Source organism: Nitrospira lenta, assembly GCF_900403705.1.
GTDB classification, from domain to species: domain Bacteria; phylum Nitrospirota; class Nitrospiria; order Nitrospirales; family Nitrospiraceae; genus Nitrospira_D; species Nitrospira_D lenta.
In genome coordinates this window covers 212,716-235,002 of the sequence record NZ_OUNR01000012.1, presented here as the reverse complement: position 1 = coordinate 235,002, position 22,287 = coordinate 212,716, and the positions used below count along the sequence as shown (strand labels likewise).

General features: G+C 59.4%; 23 protein-coding genes and 2 pseudogenes. 10 read left to right on the top strand and 15 right to left on the bottom strand.

All coding sequences use genetic code 11. The features are described from left to right. Nucleotides 1–28: 28 nt before the first annotated feature. Both NITLEN_RS07450 and NITLEN_RS07445 read right to left on the bottom strand, forming a co-directional pair. A complete protein-coding gene (locus NITLEN_RS07450; protein ID WP_121988971.1) occupies nt 29–718 on the bottom strand; it encodes a tetratricopeptide repeat protein in 690 nt (229 codons plus the stop codon). Further along, on the bottom strand, nt 715–2,106 hold the full coding sequence (locus NITLEN_RS07445; protein WP_121988970.1) for a dihydrolipoyl dehydrogenase family protein: 1,392 nt from the start codon (nt 2,104–2,106) through the stop codon (nt 715–717). The genes NITLEN_RS07450 and NITLEN_RS07445 overlap by 4 nt, the downstream gene beginning before the upstream one ends. Nucleotides 2,107–2,145: 39 nt before the next feature. On the opposite strand from NITLEN_RS07445, the pseudogene NITLEN_RS18655 reads away from it, so the two are divergent. Beyond that, a pseudogene (locus tag NITLEN_RS18655) lies at nt 2,146–2,346 on the top strand (DUF1653 domain-containing protein); the annotation flags it as partial. A 133-nt stretch (nt 2,347–2,479) separates the two neighbouring features. After that, nucleotides 2,480–3,094: a CBS domain-containing protein gene (locus NITLEN_RS07435; protein WP_121988968.1), complete on the top strand. Its 615-nt coding sequence runs from the start codon at nt 2,480–2,482 to the stop codon at nt 3,092–3,094. A gap of 81 nt (nt 3,095–3,175) precedes the next feature. On the opposite strand, the gene NITLEN_RS07430 is transcribed toward NITLEN_RS07435, so the two are convergent. Continuing rightward, on the bottom strand, nt 3,176–3,646 hold the full coding sequence (locus tag NITLEN_RS07430) for an MEKHLA domain-containing protein (protein WP_121988967.1): 471 nt from the start codon (nt 3,644–3,646) through the stop codon (nt 3,176–3,178). A gap of 403 nt (nt 3,647–4,049) precedes the next feature. On the opposite strand from NITLEN_RS07430, the gene leuC reads away from it, so the two are divergent. The 3 genes from leuC to NITLEN_RS07415 are packed head-to-tail and all read left to right on the top strand — an operon-like array spanning nt 4,050 to nt 6,458. Next, the gene (gene leuC / locus NITLEN_RS07425) at nt 4,050–5,453 is read left to right on the top strand and encodes a 3-isopropylmalate dehydratase large subunit (RefSeq protein WP_121988966.1); all 1,404 of its coding nucleotides are present in this window, start codon (nt 4,050–4,052) and stop codon (nt 5,451–5,453) included. Between the two features lie 8 nt (nt 5,454–5,461). After that, nucleotides 5,462–6,085, top strand: coding sequence for a 3-isopropylmalate dehydratase small subunit (gene leuD, locus NITLEN_RS07420; protein ID WP_121988965.1), 624 nt, complete (start codon nt 5,462–5,464; stop codon nt 6,083–6,085). Nucleotides 6,086–6,101: 16 nt separating this feature from the next. Then, on the top strand, nt 6,102–6,458 hold the full coding sequence (locus tag NITLEN_RS07415) for a hypothetical protein (RefSeq protein ID WP_121988964.1): 357 nt from the start codon (nt 6,102–6,104) through the stop codon (nt 6,456–6,458). Nucleotides 6,459–6,473: 15 nt separating this feature from the next. On the opposite strand, the gene corA is transcribed toward NITLEN_RS07415, so the two are convergent. Then, nucleotides 6,474–7,529 (bottom strand): magnesium/cobalt transporter CorA, encoded by a 1,056-nt coding sequence (corA, locus tag NITLEN_RS07410; RefSeq protein ID WP_121988963.1) that lies wholly within the window; start codon nt 7,527–7,529, stop codon nt 6,474–6,476. A 91-nt stretch (nt 7,530–7,620) separates the two neighbouring features. Between corA and NITLEN_RS07405 the strand changes: the two genes are divergently transcribed. Both NITLEN_RS07405 and NITLEN_RS07400 read left to right on the top strand, forming a co-directional pair. Continuing rightward, nucleotides 7,621–8,415, top strand: coding sequence for a 3'(2'),5'-bisphosphate nucleotidase CysQ (locus NITLEN_RS07405; RefSeq protein ID WP_181416702.1), 795 nt, complete (start codon nt 7,621–7,623; stop codon nt 8,413–8,415). A 21-nt stretch (nt 8,416–8,436) separates the two neighbouring features. Further along, a complete protein-coding gene (locus NITLEN_RS07400) occupies nt 8,437–9,300 on the top strand; it encodes an NAD(P)-dependent oxidoreductase (RefSeq protein WP_121988962.1) in 864 nt (287 codons plus the stop codon). On the opposite strand, the gene NITLEN_RS07395 is transcribed toward NITLEN_RS07400, so the two are convergent. Both NITLEN_RS07395 and NITLEN_RS07390 read right to left on the bottom strand, forming a co-directional pair. Further along, complete coding sequence (locus tag NITLEN_RS07395; protein ID WP_121988961.1) at nt 9,297–9,767, bottom strand: hypothetical protein; 471 nt, start codon at nt 9,765–9,767, stop codon at nt 9,297–9,299. The two genes, NITLEN_RS07400 and NITLEN_RS07395, sit on opposite strands and share 4 nt — an antisense overlap. Nucleotides 9,768–9,855: 88 nt before the next feature. Beyond that, a complete protein-coding gene (locus NITLEN_RS07390) occupies nt 9,856–11,121 on the bottom strand; it encodes a pyridoxal phosphate-dependent aminotransferase (protein WP_245924405.1) in 1,266 nt (421 codons plus the stop codon). A 186-nt stretch (nt 11,122–11,307) separates the two neighbouring features. Between NITLEN_RS07390 and NITLEN_RS07385 the strand changes: the two genes are divergently transcribed. Continuing rightward, a complete protein-coding gene (locus NITLEN_RS07385; protein WP_181416701.1) occupies nt 11,308–11,667 on the top strand; it encodes a PilZ domain-containing protein in 360 nt (119 codons plus the stop codon). Between the two features lie 56 nt (nt 11,668–11,723). On the opposite strand, the gene NITLEN_RS07380 is transcribed toward NITLEN_RS07385, so the two are convergent. Continuing rightward, entirely contained in the window at nt 11,724–12,320 is a 597-nt protein-coding gene (locus NITLEN_RS07380; protein ID WP_245924404.1) for a lytic transglycosylase domain-containing protein, read from the bottom strand. Between the two features lie 213 nt (nt 12,321–12,533). Further along, nucleotides 12,534–13,157: a peptide-methionine (S)-S-oxide reductase MsrA gene (gene msrA, locus NITLEN_RS07375; RefSeq protein WP_121988958.1), complete on the bottom strand. Its 624-nt coding sequence runs from the start codon at nt 13,155–13,157 to the stop codon at nt 12,534–12,536. A 99-nt stretch (nt 13,158–13,256) separates the two neighbouring features. On the opposite strand from msrA, the gene NITLEN_RS07370 reads away from it, so the two are divergent. Next, a complete protein-coding gene (locus NITLEN_RS07370) occupies nt 13,257–13,727 on the top strand; it encodes an LEA/WHy family protein (protein WP_121988957.1) in 471 nt (156 codons plus the stop codon). A gap of 7 nt (nt 13,728–13,734) precedes the next feature. On the opposite strand, the gene NITLEN_RS07365 is transcribed toward NITLEN_RS07370, so the two are convergent. The 7 genes and pseudogenes from NITLEN_RS07365 to traT form a co-directional block, all read right to left on the bottom strand. Continuing rightward, nucleotides 13,735–14,277, bottom strand: coding sequence for an SLOG cluster 4 domain-containing protein (locus NITLEN_RS07365; RefSeq protein ID WP_121988956.1), 543 nt, complete (start codon nt 14,275–14,277; stop codon nt 13,735–13,737). Nucleotides 14,278–14,519: 242 nt separating this feature from the next. Next, nucleotides 14,520–16,232: a tetratricopeptide repeat protein gene (locus tag NITLEN_RS07360; RefSeq protein WP_146216130.1), complete on the bottom strand. Its 1,713-nt coding sequence runs from the start codon at nt 16,230–16,232 to the stop codon at nt 14,520–14,522. After that, on the bottom strand, nt 16,192–16,548 hold the full coding sequence (locus NITLEN_RS07355) for a hypothetical protein (protein WP_146216129.1): 357 nt from the start codon (nt 16,546–16,548) through the stop codon (nt 16,192–16,194). Before NITLEN_RS07355 ends, NITLEN_RS07360 begins: the two co-directional genes overlap by 41 nt. Nucleotides 16,549–16,574: 26 nt before the next feature. Next, nucleotides 16,575–17,276, bottom strand: coding sequence for a hypothetical protein (locus NITLEN_RS07350; protein WP_121988953.1), 702 nt, complete (start codon nt 17,274–17,276; stop codon nt 16,575–16,577). 221 nt (nt 17,277–17,497) lie between these two features. Then, the gene (locus tag NITLEN_RS07345; RefSeq protein ID WP_121988952.1) at nt 17,498–18,841 is read right to left on the bottom strand and encodes a TldD/PmbA family protein; all 1,344 of its coding nucleotides are present in this window, start codon (nt 18,839–18,841) and stop codon (nt 17,498–17,500) included. Beyond that, entirely contained in the window at nt 18,838–20,295 is a 1,458-nt protein-coding gene (locus NITLEN_RS07340) for a TldD/PmbA family protein (RefSeq protein WP_121988951.1), read from the bottom strand. Before NITLEN_RS07340 ends, NITLEN_RS07345 begins: the two co-directional genes overlap by 4 nt. A 104-nt stretch (nt 20,296–20,399) precedes the next feature. Continuing rightward, nucleotides 20,400–20,882: pseudogene (traT, locus tag NITLEN_RS07335) on the bottom strand (complement resistance protein TraT); the annotation flags it as partial. 300 nt (nt 20,883–21,182) lie between these two features. Here traT and NITLEN_RS07330 point away from each other — a divergent pair. Beyond that, complete coding sequence (locus NITLEN_RS07330; protein WP_121988949.1) at nt 21,183–22,262, top strand: adenosine deaminase; 1,080 nt, start codon at nt 21,183–21,185, stop codon at nt 22,260–22,262. The last annotated feature ends 25 nt before the right edge of the window (nt 22,263–22,287 follow it).

Here is a 22,287-nt window from a genome sequence, read left to right as displayed (position 1 = left end):
ATACGCTACACTGGAGAGGAAGAAGACTTCAACTCCGCCGTTGTCTGATCGCCGACAACCGTTCCTCCAGCGGCGCCGCGTCGGCCTCGCGATGTAATTTCCGCAAGACGCCGATGAGTTCGCTCAGGCTTTTCTCCACATCCCGATGCGTCTCTCCCAGCGCCGTCTCTCGAATGGTCAACGCGCGACGATAGAGCGGCTCCGCCTTCTCCGGCACCCCTTGCGACACATAGACCAACCCCAGATTGTGCAGGGTGAGGGCGACGTCGGGATGATCCGGACCATGGAGACGCTCTTTGATCGCGAGTGCCCGCATGAGCAAGGGTGCCGCGTCCGTATATTGCCCATGCATCCGATGCAGGACGCCAAGGTTATTCAACGTCGCCGCCACATCGACATGATTCTCTCCGTGCGCATCCTGATAGATCTTCAACGCCTGAAGATAGGCCGGCTCCGCTTCCACATACTTGCCCTGCGCCGTCAAGGCTTGCGCCTCGCTCGAGAGCGCAACGGCCACGTGCCGATCCTTCAGCCCATACTGGGACTCGGCTTTTTTGACGGCTGCGGCAAAGATCTGCTCCGCCGCAGAGTAGTCCCCCTTCTGCAAGGCTCGCTGACCGGCCGCCATGGCGGATTCCCAGGTTTGTTGTTCGCAAGAGAGCATCACCGCCGCCACAAGGACCAGCGTGGACACACGCAGTGAGAATCGGCGACTCATGACTGTCGCATCTGCTCGACAATGGATTCAGCCGGATAGGTCACGATCTCGGCCAACGTCGGATGGTAGTGCGGAATTTGAAGAAGATCGTGCACGGTCCCCCGGTAATACATCACCGCCAGTAGCTCATGAATCAGTTCCCCGGATTCTGGCCCGACAATTTCGGCACCCAGCACCGTCCCATTTGCGCGGTCGGCCATCAATTTCACAAACCCCTGGGTACTCCCAAGACACATGGCCTTTCCATGGTCGGCGAACGGATAGGCCCCGGTGAGATAGGAGAGGCCGCGCGCCCGGCAGGCTTTTTCCGTCAGGCCCACCGCAGCGACTTGGGGTTCGGTAAAGATCACTTCCGCCGCCAGCCGATCGTCGAAATGTCTGGGAGGATCGCCGGGATGGCAGGCATTCCATCCGGCCAACTCACCTTGTTGAATCGCAATGTGCACCACATCGTGAAGCTCCGTGACGTCCCCGACGGCAAAGATGTGGGGCTGCGAGGTCCGCATGCCGGCATCCACGACCACGCGGCCGGCATCCACGGTCACCTGGGCGGCCGACAGGTTCAGGCCGGCGATGTTCGGAGCCCGGCCAAGCGCGTTGAGCACCAGATCGCCGGTCAGAAGCTCTTCCTTCCCCTTGTGCATGACAGACACCGCCATCTTGTTTCCATCTCTCCGTACACGAAGCGCCTGCGTATCGGTCATGACCCGCAGGCCTTCGGCGGCGAGGGCCTGTCCGAGTGCGACCCCGACATCGGCATCAAGATGGGACAGAACATGAGGCGCCCGCTGCACAAGAGTGACCGGCGTGCCGATCCGCGCAAAGAACTGGGCCAATTCCAATCCGACGGGGCCGGCTCCCAATACGATAAGCGACTCCGGCTGCTCTCGTCGATCCAGCAAACTATCGCTGGTGACACAGCCCGTCTCGGTCAGCCCCGGAATGACCTTCTCGCGCGGAACCGAGCCGGTGGCAATGATGAAAGACTTCGCGGATAGGCAAGTCGAACCGACCTGCAGCCGATAGGGGGAAAGAAAGGTCGCCGGAGCTTCGTAGAGCACAAAGGCCGGATCGCGCAACTGTTGAATCCGGTAGTCGGCGAACTCCCGGACCAAGCGATCCTTTCGATCGACAATGGCCGGGAGGCTGGCGCGCACCTCGACCGGCGACAGACCGAATTCAGGAGCCCGCCGCATCACAGCGGCAATCTCAGCCGATCGCAAAATCGCCTTCGTCGGCATGCAGCCCCGCAGAATGCATAGTCCGCCGAGCGGGCCCTGATCAACGATCGCCACATCCGCCCCCGTCTCACGGGCTGTTCGCGCCGCCGCATAACCGGCGGAGCCGCCGCCGATCACGACCACATCATGTGTCCGTTGAGTTGTCATACGCCTTCCATTTATAGTCGTGGCAAGAAAGGATACACCATGATCCAGCCGGGCCGCTATCGACACTACAAGGGAAACGACTACGAAGTCGTCGGTGTGGCAAAGCACTCCGAAACGGAAGAGGAGGTCGTTGTCTACCACGCGCTCTACGGAGAGAAAGGGCTCTGGGTGAGACCGCTTGCCATGTTTCTTGACACCGTGACGGTCGAGGGGCAACCGCAACCCCGGTTCCAATTCGTGGCGGAAGGCCCCATTCCACCCAAAACGTACCCCCCCCCGTTCCGCCCTTATCCTCACGGTCCTCAACTACTCAGCGTTCGCAGCTTAAGTATTTCCCGCAGTCCGCCGATACCACGAGCGAGGAGAGACTTCCATGGCAGTGGTCCAACCCATCACCGGAGTTACCGACACCTACCCAGTCAGACCCGTGACGCCCGGAACACCGCTGATCGACGCCGTCGATAGCCAAGCTGGCAAGGATCACCGCAATCCGGCCGGGGATCGAACGAAGTTGGCGGCGCACCAGGCCTATCAAGAACAGACGAAGCAAACGCGGCTTCCGAAGCCGGCTATCCTAGCCAGAGATTTGATGACCACCCCGGTCATCACCTTGCCCTCCGACGCGACGCTTGTCGAAGCCTGGACCTTAATGACGCGCCGATCATTCCGTCATCTGCCGATTTCCTCTGTCCATGGCACGCTGGTGGGAATGGTCTCGGATCGGGATCTGATCCGCCACGCTCCCGATCTCGTCATTGCCGGTATTCAGAGCACCGCAGCCCATCGGCCCTTGGCAGAGATCATGAGCCCTCGCGTGCTTTCCGCCACACCCACGACCGACATTCGAGAAATCGCCCGGGTCATGATGGATGAACGAGTCGGAGCTTTGCCGATCCTAGATGCCAATCGCCAGCCGGTCGGCATTATCTCCAAACAGGACTTACTCCGGGGGCTGGCCAACCACGGCCCTATAGAACTCTGGACCTAGCCGCTCGTTCCGCCCCTTCCACACCCTGCACGCCGCGCACTCGCAGACGCGCCTCCCGAGACTCGATCTGACTGAGCGACGCTACTCCACCGCCGTCCAACGAGCGAATGCCGCGGCCTGGCCCACTCGAACACCCTGGCCATCGACGACGTTCCACACCGTGGCATCTTCGACCAGAAACCGCTTACCCGTAGAAGAGATTCTGATTCCCCGATAACCGGAATAAAATCCCTGCCGCTCAGCCACTGCCAACATGCGGGCGCGCTCATCCCGGTTCATGGGCTCTGCGGTGAGGCGAGAGGGCGTGCTCGTCAATTGGGACCACGACAGCTCCCACAGGTCGAGCGCCTGCTGATTGCCGTAATTCAAGAGAGGATCGACCTCCGTACCGTGCGACACCACCACGAAGGGCGCAGAAAACAGCGTGTCCGCCTGCGCGTCCGGTGAGCCGGTTCGGCTCAGCAAATCTCGCCCCGTCCAGCGATGAAAGCTATCCAGGAGAAGCTGTGACCAGGTGACTAGAAAGCGGTGGGAGACATCATCTATCGACATACCCTGCTGCTATCATGTCTGAACGGGCAAGACAAGCGAAGGAGATCAGGGCTTGGCGGAATTGGCCTTGCGGGGGGTCGGTTTTGGGAGGAGACGGTATTCGACGAGCCGACAGCTACAAAACGCGACCTGCCGGGTGTCGGTGGTCACCCGCACGATAATGGAGTGGCAAAAGACACAGCCTAACGAGCGGGTATCCCGAGCAATCGTCCAACGGGGGATAGAGATATGATCGGGGTTGAGTATGTGGTCATCCATCATAATTCCCTATCGGCAGTCCGGAAAAATTCTGAAGTCTCCGCCTATGGCGATATCGTGCGCCCCTCCCTGGCATGCCGCCGGATCCCTATGTATAATGACGCTCCTTTCCACTCCACCGGCACCGGTTCGTGAGGAGCACGTCATGGCAGGCAAGACATTATTCGACAAGATTTGGGATACGCATCTCGTACGGGAAGAACCGGACGGAACGACACTGTTGTATATCGACCGACAGCTGGTCCATGAAGTCACCTCGCCGCAGGCCTTCGAAGGACTGAAACTGGCGGGGCGCCGGCCGCGTCGCCCCGCCGCGACGCTCGCGGTCCCGGACCACAATGTTCCGACGACGGACCGCCGTCTCGGGATTGCCGACGCCATCAGCGCCAAACAAATTCAGACACTGGAAGACAATTGCCGGGACTTCAGTATTACGCTGTTCGGCATGAACGACATCCGCCAGGGCGTCGTCCACGTCATCGGCCCGGAACAAGGATTTACGCTCCCCGGCACGACGATCGTCTGCGGCGACTCACACACCTCCACTCACGGCGCGTTCGGCGCACTGGCCTTCGGCATCGGCACCAGCGAAGTCGAGCACGTACTGGCGACGCAATGCCTGGTCCAGAAGCGGCCCAAGACGATGGAGATCCGCGTCGACGGCGTTCTGTCGGATCGCTGCTCCGCCAAAGACATCATTCTCGCCATCATCGGCAAGATCGGCACGGCCGGCGGGACCGGATATGTCATCGAATATACGGGGTCGGCCATTCGCGCCTTAAGCATGGAAGGCCGCATGACCCTGTGCAACATGTCGATCGAAGGCGGAGCCCGCGCCGGCATGGTCGCGCCCGATGAAAAGACCGTTGCCTATATCAAGGGGCGGCCCTTGGCCCCGAAAGGCGCGCTGTTCGAGCAGGCCGTGCAGGCCTGGGAGCAATTGAAGACGGATTCGGATGCCAAGTACGACGCCACGCTGGTCATGCGCGCCGAGGATATCGCCCCGCAAGTCAGCTGGGGAACCAGCCCCGGTATGGTGCTCGGGGTAGACCAGCGGGTTCCGGACCCGGCCACGATGACCGACGACAATACCCGCAAGGCCACCGAGCGCGCGCTGGAATACATGGGACTCGCCGCCAACATGCCGATTGCGGACATCAAGATCGACACGGTCTTTATCGGGTCCTGCACGAATTCACGCATTGAAGACTTGCGTCTTGCCGCGTCGCTGGCCAAAGGCAAACACGTCGCCAAGACCGTGCATGCGATGGTGGTCCCTGGCTCCGGTCTCGTCAAACAGCAGGCCGAACAGGAAGGCCTCGATACAATCTTCCGCGAAGCCGGATTTGAGTGGCGGGAGGCCGGCTGCAGCATGTGCCTGGCGATGAACGCCGATGTGCTGAAACCGGGCGAACGGTGCGCCTCGACCAGCAATCGAAATTTCGAAGGGCGGCAGGGAGCGGGCGGACGCACACATCTGGTCTCTCCCGCCATGGCCGTTGCAGCCGCCGTCGAGGGACACTTTATCGATATTCGTCATTGGAGTTAGAGGACGCCATGCAAGCCTTTACCATGCTCACCGGCTTAGTCGCCCCCTTGGACCGGGTCAACGTCGATACGGACCAGATTATTCCAAAGCAGTACTTGAAGACGATCAAGCGCACGGGACTGCGCGAGGGATTGTTCTTCGACTGGAAGAAACAGAAAGATGGGTCGCCGGATCCGCAGTTCTTCCTGAATCAAGCCCGCTACCAAAGCGCCACGATTCTCTTGACCCGCGATAACTTCGGTTGCGGCTCTTCCCGAGAACATGCCCCCTGGGCCCTGCTCGATCAGGGATTTCGCTGCGTGATCGCACCGAGCTTCGCGGACATCTTCTACAATAATTGTTTTCAGAACGGCATCCTGCCCGTCGTCCTCACCGCCGACGAAGTCCTGGCGATGATGCACGACGTGCTGGCGACGCCGGGCTACCAGCTAACGGTGGATCTCGGCAAGCAAACCGTCACGACGCCAGGCGGCAAGACCTGCACCTTCGCGATCGACCCGTTCCGCAAAGACTGCCTGTATCGCGGACTCGATTCCATCGGCCTGACGCTGCAACACGAGTCCGCCATTTCCGCCTACGAACAGAAACGGAAAACCGAGGCGCCATGGCTGTTCACCGATATTTCATCATGAATCGAGGATCTGTCTCATGAAGTTCTTGCGCCCCAGATTCCTGTTGACCCTACTTCTCTTTCTCGGTGCGGCCTATCTCCTCATCGCCTTCAATCTGAGTTACTCCGACGGAAGTCGCGCGGGCTACATTCAGAAATTCTCTCAAAAGGGATGGGTCTGCAAGACCTATGAGGGTGAGCTGGCCATGACCACCGTGCCGGGTGTCGCGCCGGTACTCTGGAGCTTCACCGTCCAGGATGGACAGGTGGCCGCCGAACTTGAAAAAGTGCTGGGCAAGCGCGTGGTCCTCCACTACAAAGAATACCGCTACCTCCCCACGACCTGCTTCGGAGAAACCGACTATTTTGTGGATCGGATCGAAATCCAGGAATAGGCCGGCGGCGCGGCGCTAGAGCCAGCGCCGTTGCCGGAACGCCATCAACATCCCCGCGGCAATCAATCCCATCACTCCCAACACGGCCGGATACCCCCACTCTGACTGCAGCTCCGGCATGTGTTCGAAGTTCATGCCGTAAATGCTCGCGATAAAGCTCAGCGGCATGAAAATCGTCGTGATGACCGTCAAGACGCGCATGACCGCATTGAGGCGGTAACTGACGCTGGATAAATAAATATCGAGGCTGGCCGACACCATTTCACGGAGCGTCTCGATAGTATCGACGATCTGCACGACATGATCGTACACATCCCTGAAGAAGACTTTGGTCGGTTCATGCAGAAAGGGGCAATCGGAACGGGAAAAAGCATTCGTCGCTTCCCGAAGCGGCCACACGGCCCGGCGAAGAAAGAGCAGCTGCCGTTTGAGGGCATACACCTCTCTCAGCGTGTCCGGCTTCGGATCCGCCACCACTTTTTCTTGTAGTAATTCAATTTTCTCGCCCAGCGATTCGAGGACCAGAAAATACTGATCCACGATGGCATCCACCAAGGCATACATCAGATAGTCGGCGCCGTTCTGCCGAAGACGGCCCTTGCCGCCGCGCAACCGGTCTCGCACCGGCTTAAAGACATCGGTGCCATTCTCCTGAAACGAGAGGACGAAGTTCCGCCCGAGGACGAAACTGACCTGCTCGACCAGCAGGTCGTGCGTCTCCGTGACAGACAATACCTTCATGACCAGAAACAGGTAGGACTCATAGTCATCGAGCTTCGGGCGTTGATCGGTATTGGCAATATCCTCAAGCAACAGAGGATGGAGTGAGAATTGCGCGCCGATGGCTTCGAGCAGGTCGAGCTTGTGCACCCCTCCGATATCCACCCAAATAACAGACTCATCGACGGGCGGCCGCAACTCTTCCGGATTGGTCACCGTCCGCTCATCGCAACGCGCGCCGGCATAATCGAACACCGTCATGGTCACGGTGTCGGCTTTTTTCTCACCGATGTGGACCAGCGTCCCCGGCGGCAATCCGGTTTTTCTTGAGCGCTTTTGGACAAGTTTCATAGGTACTCAGCTTGTACGCAGATTCTCTCGGGAGGTCAAGGGATCGAACGAACCGGCTTCCAATCGCCGCGCGACCTTGCTACTCTGCACCATGGCTTGGGAACAGGAATATCGAGTCCTCACGACGGCAATACGCGACGCCGGCGACGCCGCCTTGCGGCTGGCCGCCGACGGCTTTCAGATCTACACCAAACCGGACGATTCTCCGGTCACCTCGGCCGACCATGCCGTCAATGACATCCTCATGGATCGGTTGCTCGGACACTTTCCGCATGACGGATGGCTGTCTGAAGAAACCCCCGATACCGCTGTCCGGCTGACCAAACCCCGCGTCTGGGTCATCGATCCCATCGACGGAACGAAAGCCTTCATCCGGCACGAACCGGAATATTGCATCTCCGTGGCGTTGCTGGAAGGTACGCAGCCGGTGCTGGCGGCGATCTTCAATCCATCGACCAACGAGCTCTATACCGCGATCCGCGGCCAGGGCCTCCATCTGAATGGCGCACCGGCGCCACACCACGAATCGAAGACCGACCAACTGCCGACGATCGCGCTCAGTCCGTGGGAACTCCATGTCGGGCGTTTCAGATCGATCGAGTCGCAAATGGTGAGCCGCCCGATGCGCTCCATTGCCTGGGCGCTGGCGCTGGCGGCCCGTGGGACGATTCACGGGGTCATCACCTTCGAGCCGGAAAATGAGTGGGATGTGGCAGCGGGAATGCTCTTGCTCGAAGAAGCCGGCGGATCAGCGCACGACGGCGCGGGGCAGCCGCTCCACTACAACCAACCGCGCCCCCGTTTTGAAGGATTCATCGCAACCGTGCAAGGATTTCCCGATCGCCTCATCACGCAGGTGCGGCAACTCCCAAGATCGGCCCACTGACGCAGGAAAGACCAGGGCCTCATGCGTGTCACAATTTTAGGGATTGGCTTACTGGGACGAGCCGTCGCAGAACGGCTCCACGACTCAGGGCATGCCGTCACAGTCTATAACCGCACGGCTTCCAAGACCGATCCTCTCCGCGCACACGGCATCACGGTGGCGGCGACCGCTGCTGAGGCAGTGGCGTCCACGGACTGTACGCTGCTCTACTTGACTGATGCGGCCGCCATTCATGCTGTGCTGTTCCCGCCTGCCGCGCCGGTGGATCTCCGCAGTCGAACTATAATTCAAATGGGAACCATCAGCCCGGACGAAAGCCGGGCATTCCAACGCTCGGTGTCCGCCGGCGGAGGAGACTATTTTGAAGCGCCTGTCCTCGGCAGCCTCGCCGAAGCCAAGGCCGGCACATTGATCATTATGGGCGGAGGCACAGCTGACCAGCTCCGCCGCTGGGAGCCGGTGTTCTCGTCCTTAACGCCGGCACCATTCCTCATCGGGCCCATCGGACAGGCCGCAGCCCTCAAGCTCGCGCTGAATCATTTGATTGCCGCAGAACTGTCCGCTTTCGCCCTGAGTCTGGGTCTCATTCAACGAGCCGGCATTTCCGTCGACCAATTCATGACGATTCTCAAATCAAGCGCGCTGTTTGCGCCGGCCTTCGAGAAAAAACTTCCCCGCCTGCTGGCGCGCCAGTACGACAAGCCGAACTTTCCCACCAGCCATTTACTCAAAGACGTGAACCTGTTTGCCGATGACGCGCGACACCATGGACTGAATATAGCCGGGCTGACAGGCGTGCGCGCCCTTCTCGAGCACGCGATCCAGACGGGACAACGGGATGCGGACTATTCGGCACTATTTGAATCGATTAACCCAAGAGATTAAGGAGCGGGAGGCGTATCACTGGCAGCCACACTGGAAATCCTCCGCGTGAGGTGGAACGTCCCCCCCTTCGCCGTCGGAGCTCGATCATCGCCGATGCGCGTGTACCACCAGCGGCCGTCGCCTTCGGAAAGATCCGGGCTTAATTCCACGACAAAGAGACCTTCTCGATCATTCTCTTCCTGTAGCCAGATTCCTTCCCAATGCAAGCCATTGAGCGCGACGGTTCGAAACTGCCCCTTCTTCCACCCGTACGTCCCGTTCCCTGCCTCATCGAGCGTGAGTAGCACCACCGCCATCTCTTCATAATCCCATTCGCCGGCAAGCACACGACGATCACTCGAATCCCCAGTGACCGATCCCGCAAGCGACGAGCTCGTCATCAGGCGTGAGGAGTGTGGACTACCGCATGCCGCCAGCAGCAGCAGCGGCACGATCAGCGCGCAGACCCGAGATTGCACCAGACGCATATACCGATAGACTCCCTGATGTTTTACCCTATCTACCATGCAGCGGCACGAGGAACAAGCGCTTCGATACAATCAGAACGTCTCCACCTTATAGATGGAGTGTCGCTAAACGCCGGCACGCCTCATCGAAATCAGATTCGGTTTTCGCATAGCTGAACCGCACGAACCGCGCGCCTTCAGGCCCTGAGAAGAAGGCTTCCCCTGGAACAGCGGCCACACCGGCCATGTCCAGCAGCGCCATCGCGCGTGCCTTGCCGGTGCTCCCCGGAAGCCGGGTCGCATCCGCCAGCACGTAGTAGGCGCCCTGAGGAACAGACGGCGTGAGCCCTGCCCGCAAGAGTGCCTCGCAAAAACGATCCCGTTTCCGTTGATACTCCCGGGCCATCTCCTGATAGAAGGAATCCGGCAGCTCGTGAATGCCGGCCGCCACACCCATTTGCAACGGCGCCGGCGCGCAGACATATAACAGATCGTTCATCGCCCCGATGAGCTGCGCCCATCGCTCCGCCGCGACGCTGTAGCCGATGCGCCACCCGGTAATGCTGAATGTCTTGGAGTAGCCTCCGATTGTGATCGTCCGTTCGGCCATGTCCGGCAAGGTCGCGAGGCTGACATGTTGCCGGCCGTCATACAGCATGTATTCGTAAATTTCATCGGTGAATACGAACAGATCGTAGCGCGTGGCGATCGCGGCAATCCCTTCCAGCTCGGTACGTGAAAAGACTTTTCCCGACGGATTGCCGGGGCTATTGACCACAATCGCTCTGGTGCGGTTTGTGACGGCTCGCTCCACCTCGGCGAGCGAGAAGGTCCAATCGGGCGGGTGCATCCGCACCGGCACCGGAACGGTGTCGACCGATTGCAGCGCCGTCGCATGGTACTGGTAGTAGGGTTCGAAGAGAATGACTTCATCACCGGGGTTCAGAAGAGCGGCGCAGGCACAATGAAACGATCCCGTTGCCCCGGCGCTCACCGTGATGTTGCGCTCAGGATCGGCCTGAATGCCATTGAAGCGAGCCAGTTTCTTGGCCAGTGCCTGCCGTAGTTCGGCCAACCCGTCGAATCGCGTATAGGTGTTGAACCCCTGGTCCATGGCGCGCTTGGCGCCCGCCAAGACCGGCAAAGGAACGGCCGTGTCGCAGACCCCTTGGGCCATATTGACCCCCTTGGCCTGTACACAGGCCTGGGTCATGGCTCGGATTTCTGACGGTCCGAGCTGCGCCATCTTGAGATTCCCTGTTCGTTTCATCACGACTTCTCCCCTCCCACATCCCAATCCCATCTTTTTCGCAGAGACCCGGGCGAAGGTCAACTGCTTGTCGAGCTCATCCCTCACCGCTATGGTTGATGGCATGATCGTTACTTCTTAGTTGTTTGTACTTGCATTCGATGGTTTCTCTGGTACACATTCGCAGTGACCTTCAGGGCTTTTCGAAGGCATGGCTGTCCCCCGTCCGAACTACACCATCTGAGGAAGGCGGAAAAAGAGAACGCGCGGTACAGTCTAGGCGTGAGGAATATCTGAGAGGATATGAAGGCCATGGAAGTACGACCACAACCGCCCGCGAGCCAGGACTCGGCAAGCGATCACCACAAGGATCGACGAGGAAGACGGCTGCCGCTCTCCTGCCGTCTCTTCTTCTTCGGCGAAGACGATTTTGAGGGTGAAGCCGTGCTGCTGGATATTTCCGCCAGTGGCTGCCGAGCAAGTTCGTCAATCCCACTCGAGATCGGCATGATCGTGAGACTGTCTCTTTTCCTGCCCGACCATCCATGGCCGCTACGCATCAATCAGGCCATCGTCCGCTGGATCGACTGCAAAGAGTTCGGATTGGAGTTCGTCGACATTACCATGGCCCAACGGGAGCGGCTGCGTGCATTGGTGATCAAAGCGCGATAGCGCTCGACGGCCGGCCGCTCACCGCACCGCTCTTTCTCCGATTTCAGAGAGGTCCTCTACGAAGCAACGGACTGCGACGCTGAAGGAGACGTGGCTGAGTGATCCGGCGGCGGCAATTGGGGGCTCTTGGATCGATACCGTTCATAGTACTTGAGTACTTTACGCACATAGTGTCGAGTTTCGCGGATGCGTGGAATCCGGCCGCCTTTCACCCGATGCACTCCGGCATTGTAGGCGGCCAGCGTCAGCGAGAGATCCCCGTCATAGAGATTGAGAAGATGACGCAACTGCTTCGCGCCACCGCCGATATTCTGGATGGGGTCGTGGAGGTTGCCCACACGTAAGGTCGCAGCGGTCTCGGGAGTCAATTGCATCAGTCCGACCGCCCCCTTCCGAGAGACCGCGTCGGGACGAAAGTCAGACTCCGTCTTAATAACGGCATGCAAGAGCGCCGGATCTAGCCGATATCGCTTGGCATAGAATGCGATCGCCCGACGGATTTCTTGTGTGTCGTATCGCGGACGACCATCGAAATCCGACTTCGTAGGAACGGGGATTGCCCCGACCATGACGACGGCCAACAGCAGCACACCCGCGCTGCGGAGACAGGCAGCGGAAAGGCGACATCGTTGTATGGAAATTGAAATAGTCACGCAGTAACCTGGTCGACCCATTCAGCAGGGGTGAACCCGGGTTACCGGACTATCTCCTCAAGAGCCGTGCCGTCCTAATGACCTCACAACCTGCTGATGTATCTCAGAACTGCGGCTGGCACGCGGTGTGTCCCTGATAATGCTGCCCACTTTGGACAGAGACGACCACTTTTTGGCAAGTGAACGACCTCAAACATTGCGCACCAGCACGCGCTACGGCTTGCCCCAGACTTCTTCCAACCGCTGCGTCCGGCCGCAATTGAATTTATAGAACTTGTAGCGCACGGGGTTCTTTTTATAGAAATCCTGGTGATACTCTTCGGCCGGGTAAAACGTCGTGGCGGCCACAATCTGCGTCACGATCGGACTGTGAAATTTCTTCGACTCTTCAAGGCGTTTTCTCGAGGCCTCCGCCAATTTCTGCTCCTCGGGAGTCGAGGGAAATATCGCGGCCCGATACTGATTGCCATGGTCACAGAATTGCGCGTTCGAGGTCAGCGGATCCACATTGCGCCAGAACGCATCCAAGAGCTTTTCGTAACTCACTTTGGCGGGATCGTAGGTCACCTCGACCGACTCCGCGTGCCCGGTCCCGCCCGCGGATACCTGCTCATACGTCGGATTGGCTATCGTCCCATCCATATAGCCGGAGACCGCCGCCGACACACCCTCGACTTTCTCAAAGGCTTCTTCCATGCACCAGAAACATCCGCCGGCAAAATAGGCCTTGGCCGGAGCGGTCGCGGCCGAGCGCTCCGGCTGGATCAGACTGAGGCTCAATCCTATGACGAGGATCACCCCTGCTAATACGGCTTGTCCGAAATTCCGTCTTGTCATTGCGAAGACCCTCCTCTGTGGTCAGTCGAGGCTGACACGACACTCTCACAGTGTACTACGGCGCTCGGCTTCCGATGGATTTTCGGGTATGATCTCCTCATGTCTCTCTCGAAACTTCTGCTCTGTATGGCAACCCTCGCTGCGCTGTCCGGTTGCGCCTCCTGGTTTGTGAAGGGAGAAATACCGGATGTGCTGGTCGCCAATATCACTCCTCTGGATAGCACACCGTTTGAGCAGCGGCTCAAGATCGATCTCCGCATCCGGAACCCGAACGACTACGAGCTACAGGTGACCGGCATGGACATCCGATTGGATTTGAATGGAAAACGGTTGGCTCGCGGCCTCGGGAACCAGGCGTTCACCGTTCCGCGTTTGAGCGACAGCGTGGTGACGATTGAAACGACGACGTCTACCCTGGATGTCGTGCGACAGGTGCTCGGGTTACGAAAAGTCCAGGCCCTGAGTTACGAGATCAGCGGCGTGCTGTATCTGAAAGATGGCCGGCTCCCCTTCGAAAATAGCGGGGTGCTGATGGAAAAAGGCGAGCTCTCCGGCATTCTCACTCCCTAACCGATGCTCATAACGCCAGATCGTCGTACTCCACCGGTTCTTCTGGTTTTGGTCGGCGTTTGCCACCCCCCATCTGCTTCATGATGAGTTCGATCGCCTCTTCCGGTGACGATGCGGCAGACACCAACCGCTTGCCGAGCTTGCGAAAGAAAGCCACATCGGCCGGAGACGCCTCCACAAGAATGACCGGCTTCCCGGCCTTCACTGCCAGCGCCACCTCGGACACGGTTCCCGACCCGCCCAGTCCACAGGCCACGACGACATCGCTGGTGAGCACATTGATATTGTTCCGGCCGCTGCCCATTTCCGTGATAATCGGCACATCCACGTGACGGGACACCTTGTCTTTGGCCGTGGGCATGATCCCAACCGTCAGACTCCCTCCCACTCGCTTGGCCCCTTCGCAGGCGGCGTCCATCACGCCGACATCCCGACCGCCGGTGAGCACCACCCAGCCGCGCCGGGCGATAAACTCACCGAGCACCCGCGCATTATCCAAATCTTTCTTCTTGGCCTTGGCCGGCCCCATCACACCCACTATGAATCGCATCGCTCCTCCACTCCGGACGGCTCGATTACACTCGTGATACGCTCAGTATGACATCGGCAGAGATCCAGGCCGACTTGACCTCTTCCTCGATCATACACCTACAATAAACCTCACGCTCTTCCACTCCGAACTACCCGACTCAAATCGTGAGGCCGTCAAGGGGACATCGGGGAAGATCCAATGGATCCAGACGACTTGAACTTGTCCCTCAATCACACGCTCTCGTACTCCAAACTGCCCGACTAGAATCGTGAGGCCGTCAGAGTGACGTCTGCATAAGTCCAGGCCGATTTGAACTGCCCCTCGACCTTGTCCGCATCGCTCCCCTTATGCTGAGCACGCAGGCTCTGGGTCAATCCCCAGAGACTCCACCCGTTCTGCGGGTGACGCCGAAGATCCTCCCGATAGACTTGTTCGGCCTCTGACGGACGGCCGGCCGTCAGCAACGCCGCCCCCAGATAGTGCCGCACGGGAATCGGCCAATAGGGAGGTTCCGCATAAGGCAGCGACTCTTCCAGTGCGACCCCTTCACGCAGAATCTTGATGGCCTCCTCATACTTCTGGCGGCGCGCGGCAATGTCTCCCGCCAGCAACCGCTCGGCGATTTTTAACATGGTCCGCGCGGTCTTGTCCTCAAGGCTGCGGTCCCGGCGGAACTGCTTCGCCAGGCCAGCCAGCACAAAATGCTCGCCTTCAGCCCCCGGAATCCTGCCCACTGCCGCTGATGCCAGTCCCCGCCCGAGCCGCCACATACCTTCGTGCACCCGTAGTCCCTTCGATGGAACCGGCTCGCGCAGCAGCTCCTCCCACCGGCCGAAACGGATCAACGAAAACAACGGCGCCGGAAGATAGAATTCTTTCCACTTCTCCTTCCGCGCTTCGGTTTCGGTAATGGTTCCCGTCAACTCTCGAGCAATCTTCAACGCCTCGGACTGGCGCCCTTCCATCATCAGCGACGCCCAGAGAAAATGCAGATTATGCGCGAAGTAGCCGTCCGCATAGCCTCCATTCGTCGGCCGGCCCGCCAGGTACTCTTTGTCGACATGGACCGCGCGGGCGTTGCCTTCCGCCGCCTCGTGATATTTGCCGAGGCGGAGATAGATATGCGCCGGCATGTGCACCAGATGCCCCGCTCCCGGCATAAGGCCAGGCAACCGTTCGGCACAGGCCAACGCCCGCTCCGGTTTCGGCGACGCTTCGACGACATGGATATAGTAGTGGCACGCCCCGGGATGATCGGGATGTCCGGCGAGAACCGTTTCCAACGTCGAGACCATCTCATCGGTCCCAGGATGCGGACGTCCGTCGGACGCCCAGAAATCCCACGGCCGCAGATCCATCAACGCTTCGGCAAAGAGAACCCCGGCATCCGGATCATTCGGCGATTGCTGCCAGACGGTCCGCATCGCCGCGGCATAGGCCTTATCGAGCGCGACACGAGAACCGCCTTTTGCACTGTATCGTTTTCCAAGCGCCTCAATGTACCGCTGCTCGGCGGGACTGGAGTGGCCGATCTGTGCCCGGGCTTTTTGCAGCGCCTCCCCCGCCCGCCGTTCATCGGTCTTGGCCATCGGCGCATTGATATTCGGCCCCAAGGCCAGTGCAATCCCCCAATAAGCCATCGCGGCGGTCGGGTCGAGGCGGGCTGCTGCTTCGAACGAACGAATCGCCTCTTCATGATTGAACGCGTAAACCAAGCGCAAGCCCTGATCGAAATAGTGCTGGGCCTGTTCGGATGTCGTGGTAATCGGGTGGCGAAGCGTTCCGAGATCGGTGAACAGCGGGACGGAATCCGCCGCCTCAGCAGCGCCGCCCCCCGACAGCAAAAGCGCGAGGCAGAACCGGGCAGCACGACTCAGTCGGCTCACCGAGCGGCGAGAACGAGGGACGAATCCGGCTGCATGCGGTTGAGGGCTAGTCCGTGCGGTGGTCAATGTTGCGAATAAGAACGGCACGTCCGCTGTCATCCAAAAACGCTTCGACCCTGTCGCCGACATGAGCCGGCCGGTCGATGCGGGTATTTTCATCCAACGCCACACGGCGTTCCGAACCATCCGAAAGGCTCAGGACATACGCACCGCCTTCCAGCAACAGCACCGCCCCCTGTAGAGACGCACCTGCCGGCTGCGCGAGCCGTACCTGCCCCTCGGACTGAACGCCCAACGTTCCCCGGACAATACCGACCCCGAGGGACTCTTCGTGAGTGCCCGCCGTTGAAAGGCAGCCGGTCAGCATACACAACAGTCCGCTTACGATCACCGCTCTACGCACGGATCCACCTCATACACACCATGTTGTTACAAATTCAGAGACGGCTCGCGAGATACTTTCCGTGACGCAGACAGCTCTTTCCCCCCGGATTTTGCCCGCATGACCCGGGCTTTCTTCACGGACGGCGCGGCCTGTGCCGCCGCCATGACCATCGGCAGCTGTTGTGCTTCCAATTCTTGCCCCAAATAGATCAAGACCTGCTGCTGTGAGCCCACCATCGATTTCAATTCTTGCAACTGTACCGACAGGCGGGCCACCTCTTGCTGATGCGCCAACAACTCCACGCGCAATGCGACCACTTCATCGAGAGGATGTGACTCAGCAACACGGGGCACCGAACGAGCGGCCGATGCAGGAATGGGCTCCCGACCCTGTTCATCGGACTGAATGCGCGGAATCGTCGCATCCAGAAGGGCGTTCCATCTGGCCAGGCGATCGTCGGAGAGATAGACCTTCTCCGCAACAGGCTGAGACGGTGACGCCGCCGATTCGGCGGTCGAATTGAGCGGGGCGTTCTCGGCCTGCCGGCGATTCATCGGAGGACTAATCGACCGACCCAGCCGGTGAAACTGCGCCACCATATCGGCAATCCCGCGCGCGCAGGTTGCTCCGGACTCCATAACCAGTTGGATGAAAGACCGCTGCTTCGGGCGTGCCGCGGACATCTGCTCGGGAGAAGGAATGCGCGCGATCAGGTTAATGGGCTGGTCGCTATATCGACGGGACATGACGGAACCTCCTCTATCAACTTCACCACCCAGACCGCAGAACATCGTGGAGGCAGGTTGCGACGATCTGACTGGAGGGATTCGAACATCGTGCGGGCTCGAACGGGAACCGACAATATCTCCGAGCCACTACGTACTTGTCTACTCCGACCATGCGGGTGAGTCAATCATTTTTCCAAACATGGTGTACCCACGCACGTCACAATCAAAGCGTCTGAGGCCTAAAATCTGGTGACGCTGGAGAAGTGAAACTCCGGCAGGACCACGGCGGGCACGAGCATCTTTCCCGTTTCAGAAGTCACCGCTTCCATCGGCGCCGTCCAGGATTCGACCTGTTGGAACGCCCGCAGAGGACTCTCGTGAAACCGGAAATTTTTCACCGCGGAGACAATCTCCCCCTTCTCTACCAGGAATGTTCCATCCCGCGTCATGCCGGTCAATGTCAGATCGGTGGGATTCACCGTGCGCAGATACCAGAAATTCGTCACGAGGATCGCCCGGTCGGTCGATTTGATGAGTTGCGCCAAAGAACTGGCCGACGATCCCTCGATCGAAAGGCGCGGCGCCTCGATTGTCGGAATTGGCATGATCTGCTGCGCCTGGGCGGCAAATCGATCATAGGCCAATTGCTGCAAGACGCCTTGATGAATCCATGCCGATGCCGTAGACGGAAGCCCTTCAGCCGTAAAGCCAACCCCGAGTAGATCGGCGTGCCCCGGACAATTCTCCAACGAGAGCCGTTTATCCAGGATCCGCTTCTTCAGTCTGCCGGCAAACGGACTCGTGCCTTTCAGATACGACTTGGCATCCAGCATCCAGATGATCCACGACCACAAACCAGCCACCGCCGCCGGTTCGAGAATAACCCGATAGCGGCCGGGAGGCAGTTCCTGCGGCTCAGCCCCCACCGTCGCCTTATGGATCGCCGACAGCGTGCGCTCCTGGACTTTCAACCGATCGATGGAACGATGCGCCGCCGAGGCCCACCCGGTCGCGTCGCCGGCTTGCACGGTAATGCTGAATCGCGCTTCCGTACGCTCTTCAAACGCCAGGAGCCCGGTGTCCGCCGCGACGCCGACCGATGCGCGGGCTGATGAGACAATGCCCGCAGCCGACATATTTTCCATACGGCATTGGCCGATCGCTTCGTTGGCATATTCCAAACGAACTGACGGACCGGCTTTTACGGTCTCACTACGCACCGTCGGACAAGAATTGTAGGCTTGCGGTCCGGCAGGCGGCAGATACTCCGGGTCTTCGGGAGAGACCCGTGCGATCGTCTCGGCCCGTTTGACGGTCCCGCGCAGCGACCCGGCGGTGAAATCCGTCGTCGTGGCCGTGCCCTGCCTGGCGCCGAATGCCACCGTGACCGTCACGCCTCCCCGTCGCGTGTTGACGTTCTGAGTCACCTGGTTGTTGGCGAATCGCGTCGTCCCGCTATCCTGATCATGCAAGGCCACCAGCGCATGGTCCGCCGTCGAACAGTTGAGGACCTGCTCGGCGATAAACTGAAACTCCTCGCGGGTGGTCATCTTCGGCCAAGGCTTGGCGCCGGTGACGGTCATGATCGTCCCTCACCTCGAATGACCTGAATGTTGCGGAAACGCGCATGCGATGCGGCGTGCGTCATCCAGCCGGACTGGCCTGGCTGGCCCTTGCCGCAGGTGATGAAGCCATACCGTTGACGATGCGACCGGTCGGCCACTCCGTCGCAACTGTTCCAAAATTCCGGCGTGATGCCGTGATAGATCACGTCGCGCAGCATGTGGGTCCGCCGTCCGTTTTCGATCAGCCAGAATGCATCTCCGCCGAACTGAAAATTGTAGCGCCGCTGATCGATGCTATAGGAGCCGTGGCCTTCGATATAAATCCCGCGCTGCACATCCGCCAGGAGTTGATCGAGGGTCGCCCGGCCCGGCTCCAGTCCGATATTGGCGATGCGCACGATCGGGACCGTCCCCCAGCTATCGGCGCGATTCGACCCGCGCGAGCGCGCGTCGCCAATTTTCGGCGCGACCTCTCTATTCGTGCAGTACCCCACGAAGAGCCCGTCGCGCACAATGTCCCATTTCTGGCAAGCCACGCCGTCATCATCGTACCCGGTGGCCGCCAACGTTTCCGGCTCGGTATTGTCCGCCGCCAGCGTGACGTGCGGAGATCCGTACCGAAACCTGCCCAGCTTATCCGTCGTCAGAAAGCTGGTCCCGGCATAGTTCGCTTCATACCCGAGCGCCCGATCCAGCTCGGTGGGATGGCCGCACGACTCGTGCATCGTGAGGGAGAGATGTTCCGGGTCCAGCACGAGATCGTAGGCCCCCGCATCTACGGCGGGCGCGCGCACCTTTTCGACCGCCTCGCGCGCCACGCGTGGCGCCTGCGTCAAAAAGCCGGCCTCCTCGATGAGTTCATACCCGCGCCGCAACTGCGGCGTATTGAACGATCGACTGGCGAATCGCCCGTCGTGGAGCGCCGTCGCCGCACACTCTCCGCTCGATGCGAGGAGATCAAACTCAAGCCGCGTCCCCTCCGTGGACGCAAACAGCTTGCGGTCTCGCCGCGCCCACAGCTCGGCCGTGCTGCGGACGACCCCGGATTGCGCCTGAAGCGATTCCATCGTGGCAAGAAGGAGCTCGGTCTTGTGCTGGAGCGGAACGGTGAACGGATCGATCCGAACCGGCGTCACAACACGATCGCGATGGACCGGCTCTGCTGCCAACCGAACCTTGTCGATGGCGACCGAGGCGGATCCTTTGGCAATCTCGATCGCCAGCTCGGCGACTCGCGGAACCTCTTCAAGGGAAAGGATCGAACTGGCCGCGAAGCCCCATCCTCCGTGATAGAGCACCCGCACTCCGAAACCGACATCGTCCGTATCCCGAATTGATGCGATCCGCCGGTCTTCGCCTCTGATCGTCTGAGCGGTGCTGTGCACGATGCGGATGTCGCCGTAGTCGGCGCCGGATGACGTGATGCGCTTCAGCGCGAGCTCAGCAAAATCATCCCACGTGGGAGCGCTCATCGCGTGACCGCCTTTGAGAGGAGTGAGCAATCTCGAATGAGGTCAGTATAACAGGATCAGAGGAGCGTACGCAGAGGGTCAGAAGGGACCTGAGCGATGACCGACTAGAACAGTCCGGCAATACCGGTGTTGACCTTGTCCTGAATGATCGGCGTCGCTTCAGGACTGTCGATATCTTTTTGTCGAACGTGTCCCACCATACGCATCTGCCGCACTTTGGGGCTGCTCGTTGCCTGCCCCGTGAGTGGCTGACCGATTGTCTTGCCGATTTTGCGATCAGTGATCTGCACGTCGGTGACACACAAATACGTCACGCCATCTTCTTTCAGAGTCTGTTGCATCTGCCTACCGGGAAAACCGCCTCCCCCGGCCATGGCCTGCCTCATCATGGCGTTGATGTCCGGCATTCCTCCACCCATGCCCATCATACCCGCACCCATTCCACCCCCTGACATATCACCGGCAGAGGCCATCGTCGTACCGCCACTGCTGATGTCGGCCCCGGCTTTGGCCACACTTTCCGGTGTGACACCATCTGCTGCTTTGTGGCAGTACATGACCTTGGCCTGGATCCAATAGTTCGCCTGCTCAGGATCCCGGCTGGAAGGCCGTCCTCACGCAGTTCGGCTTGCAGCCGTTCCGGGCCATACGTCTGGAGGGGCCGCACATGCGCAGCTAGGATCGCCACTTCCATCCGCGCTTCAGCGAGATCGCGTTTGAGCCAAGACCGCTCCGCTTCCAGATCCGTCACGGGCCGTCGGTGAGGGCGCACCTTAAACCGGACAGATGATGTGCTATCTACACTACAACTCACATTTGCTAGGTCAACAATCTGACCCATGATAGCCTCCTCCCCATCGCTCTCTGTTTCCCATCGAGGGACATCCATGAACGAAGAATTGCTGCAGCTGGCACAACGGATGCCCAAAGCCGAGTTGCATCTGCATATCGAAGGCAGTCTGGAACCGGAAATGGTGTTCCGTCTCGCCTTGCGCAATGGCGTTCGGTTGAATTATCCCAACGTAAACTCGCTGCGTGCCGCGTACGCCTTCAATAATCTCCAGGAATTTCTGAATATCTACTACACCGGTATGTCAGTACTGTTGAAGGAAGAGGATTTTTTCGATCTCACGTGGACGTATCTGACACGGGTGCATCAGGACAATGTGGTGCATGTGGAGATGTTTTTTGATTCTCAGGCGCATCTGGAGCGCGGCATTCCGATTGACGTTCAGATCAGCGGCATTCGCCGTGCGTTGCAGAATGGCAAGGAGCAGTTGGGCATCAGCTCCAAGCTGATTCTGTCTTTTCTACGTCACCTGTCTGAAGAGCACGCCTTTGAAACCCTGAAGCTCGCCAAGCCGTTTCTGGATCAGCTAGATGGCTTCGGCCTGGATTCCACAGAAATCGGCAATCCGCCGGAAAAGTTTGCACGAGTGTTCGCCAGGTGTAGGGAATTAGGTTTTAAAATCACCGCCCATGCCGGTGAGGAAGGCCCGCCGGACTATGTCTATCAGGCACTAGACCTGCTGCGCGTGGATCGCATTGATCACGGCAACCGCTCGCTGGATGATGCTGTGCTGGTGCACCGCCTAACCGATGAAGGCAAAACCCTCACCGTCTGCCCTCTGTCCAATCTCAAGCTCTGTGTGGTGAAGGACATGGATCAGCACCCAATACTGACAATGCTCAAACGGGGTCTCAAAGCGACCGTCAACTCAGACGATCCTGCCTATTTCGGCGGGTATGTGAACGACAATTACCGCGCACTCATTGAACACCTGCCAGTCACCCGCGAAGACCTCTACCAACTGGCCCGCAATTCCTTTGAAGGCGCCTGGATCACTGAAGAAGAGAAGACCAAGCACCTGCATGAACTCAACCGAGTGTTCGCGCAAACAGACCCTTTATCAACTGGAGGGGAAATTTCATGTAATCGCACCGGGAAAATTCCAGGAGGTCGTTGACACAGGTGCTTATCCACGGCCTTGA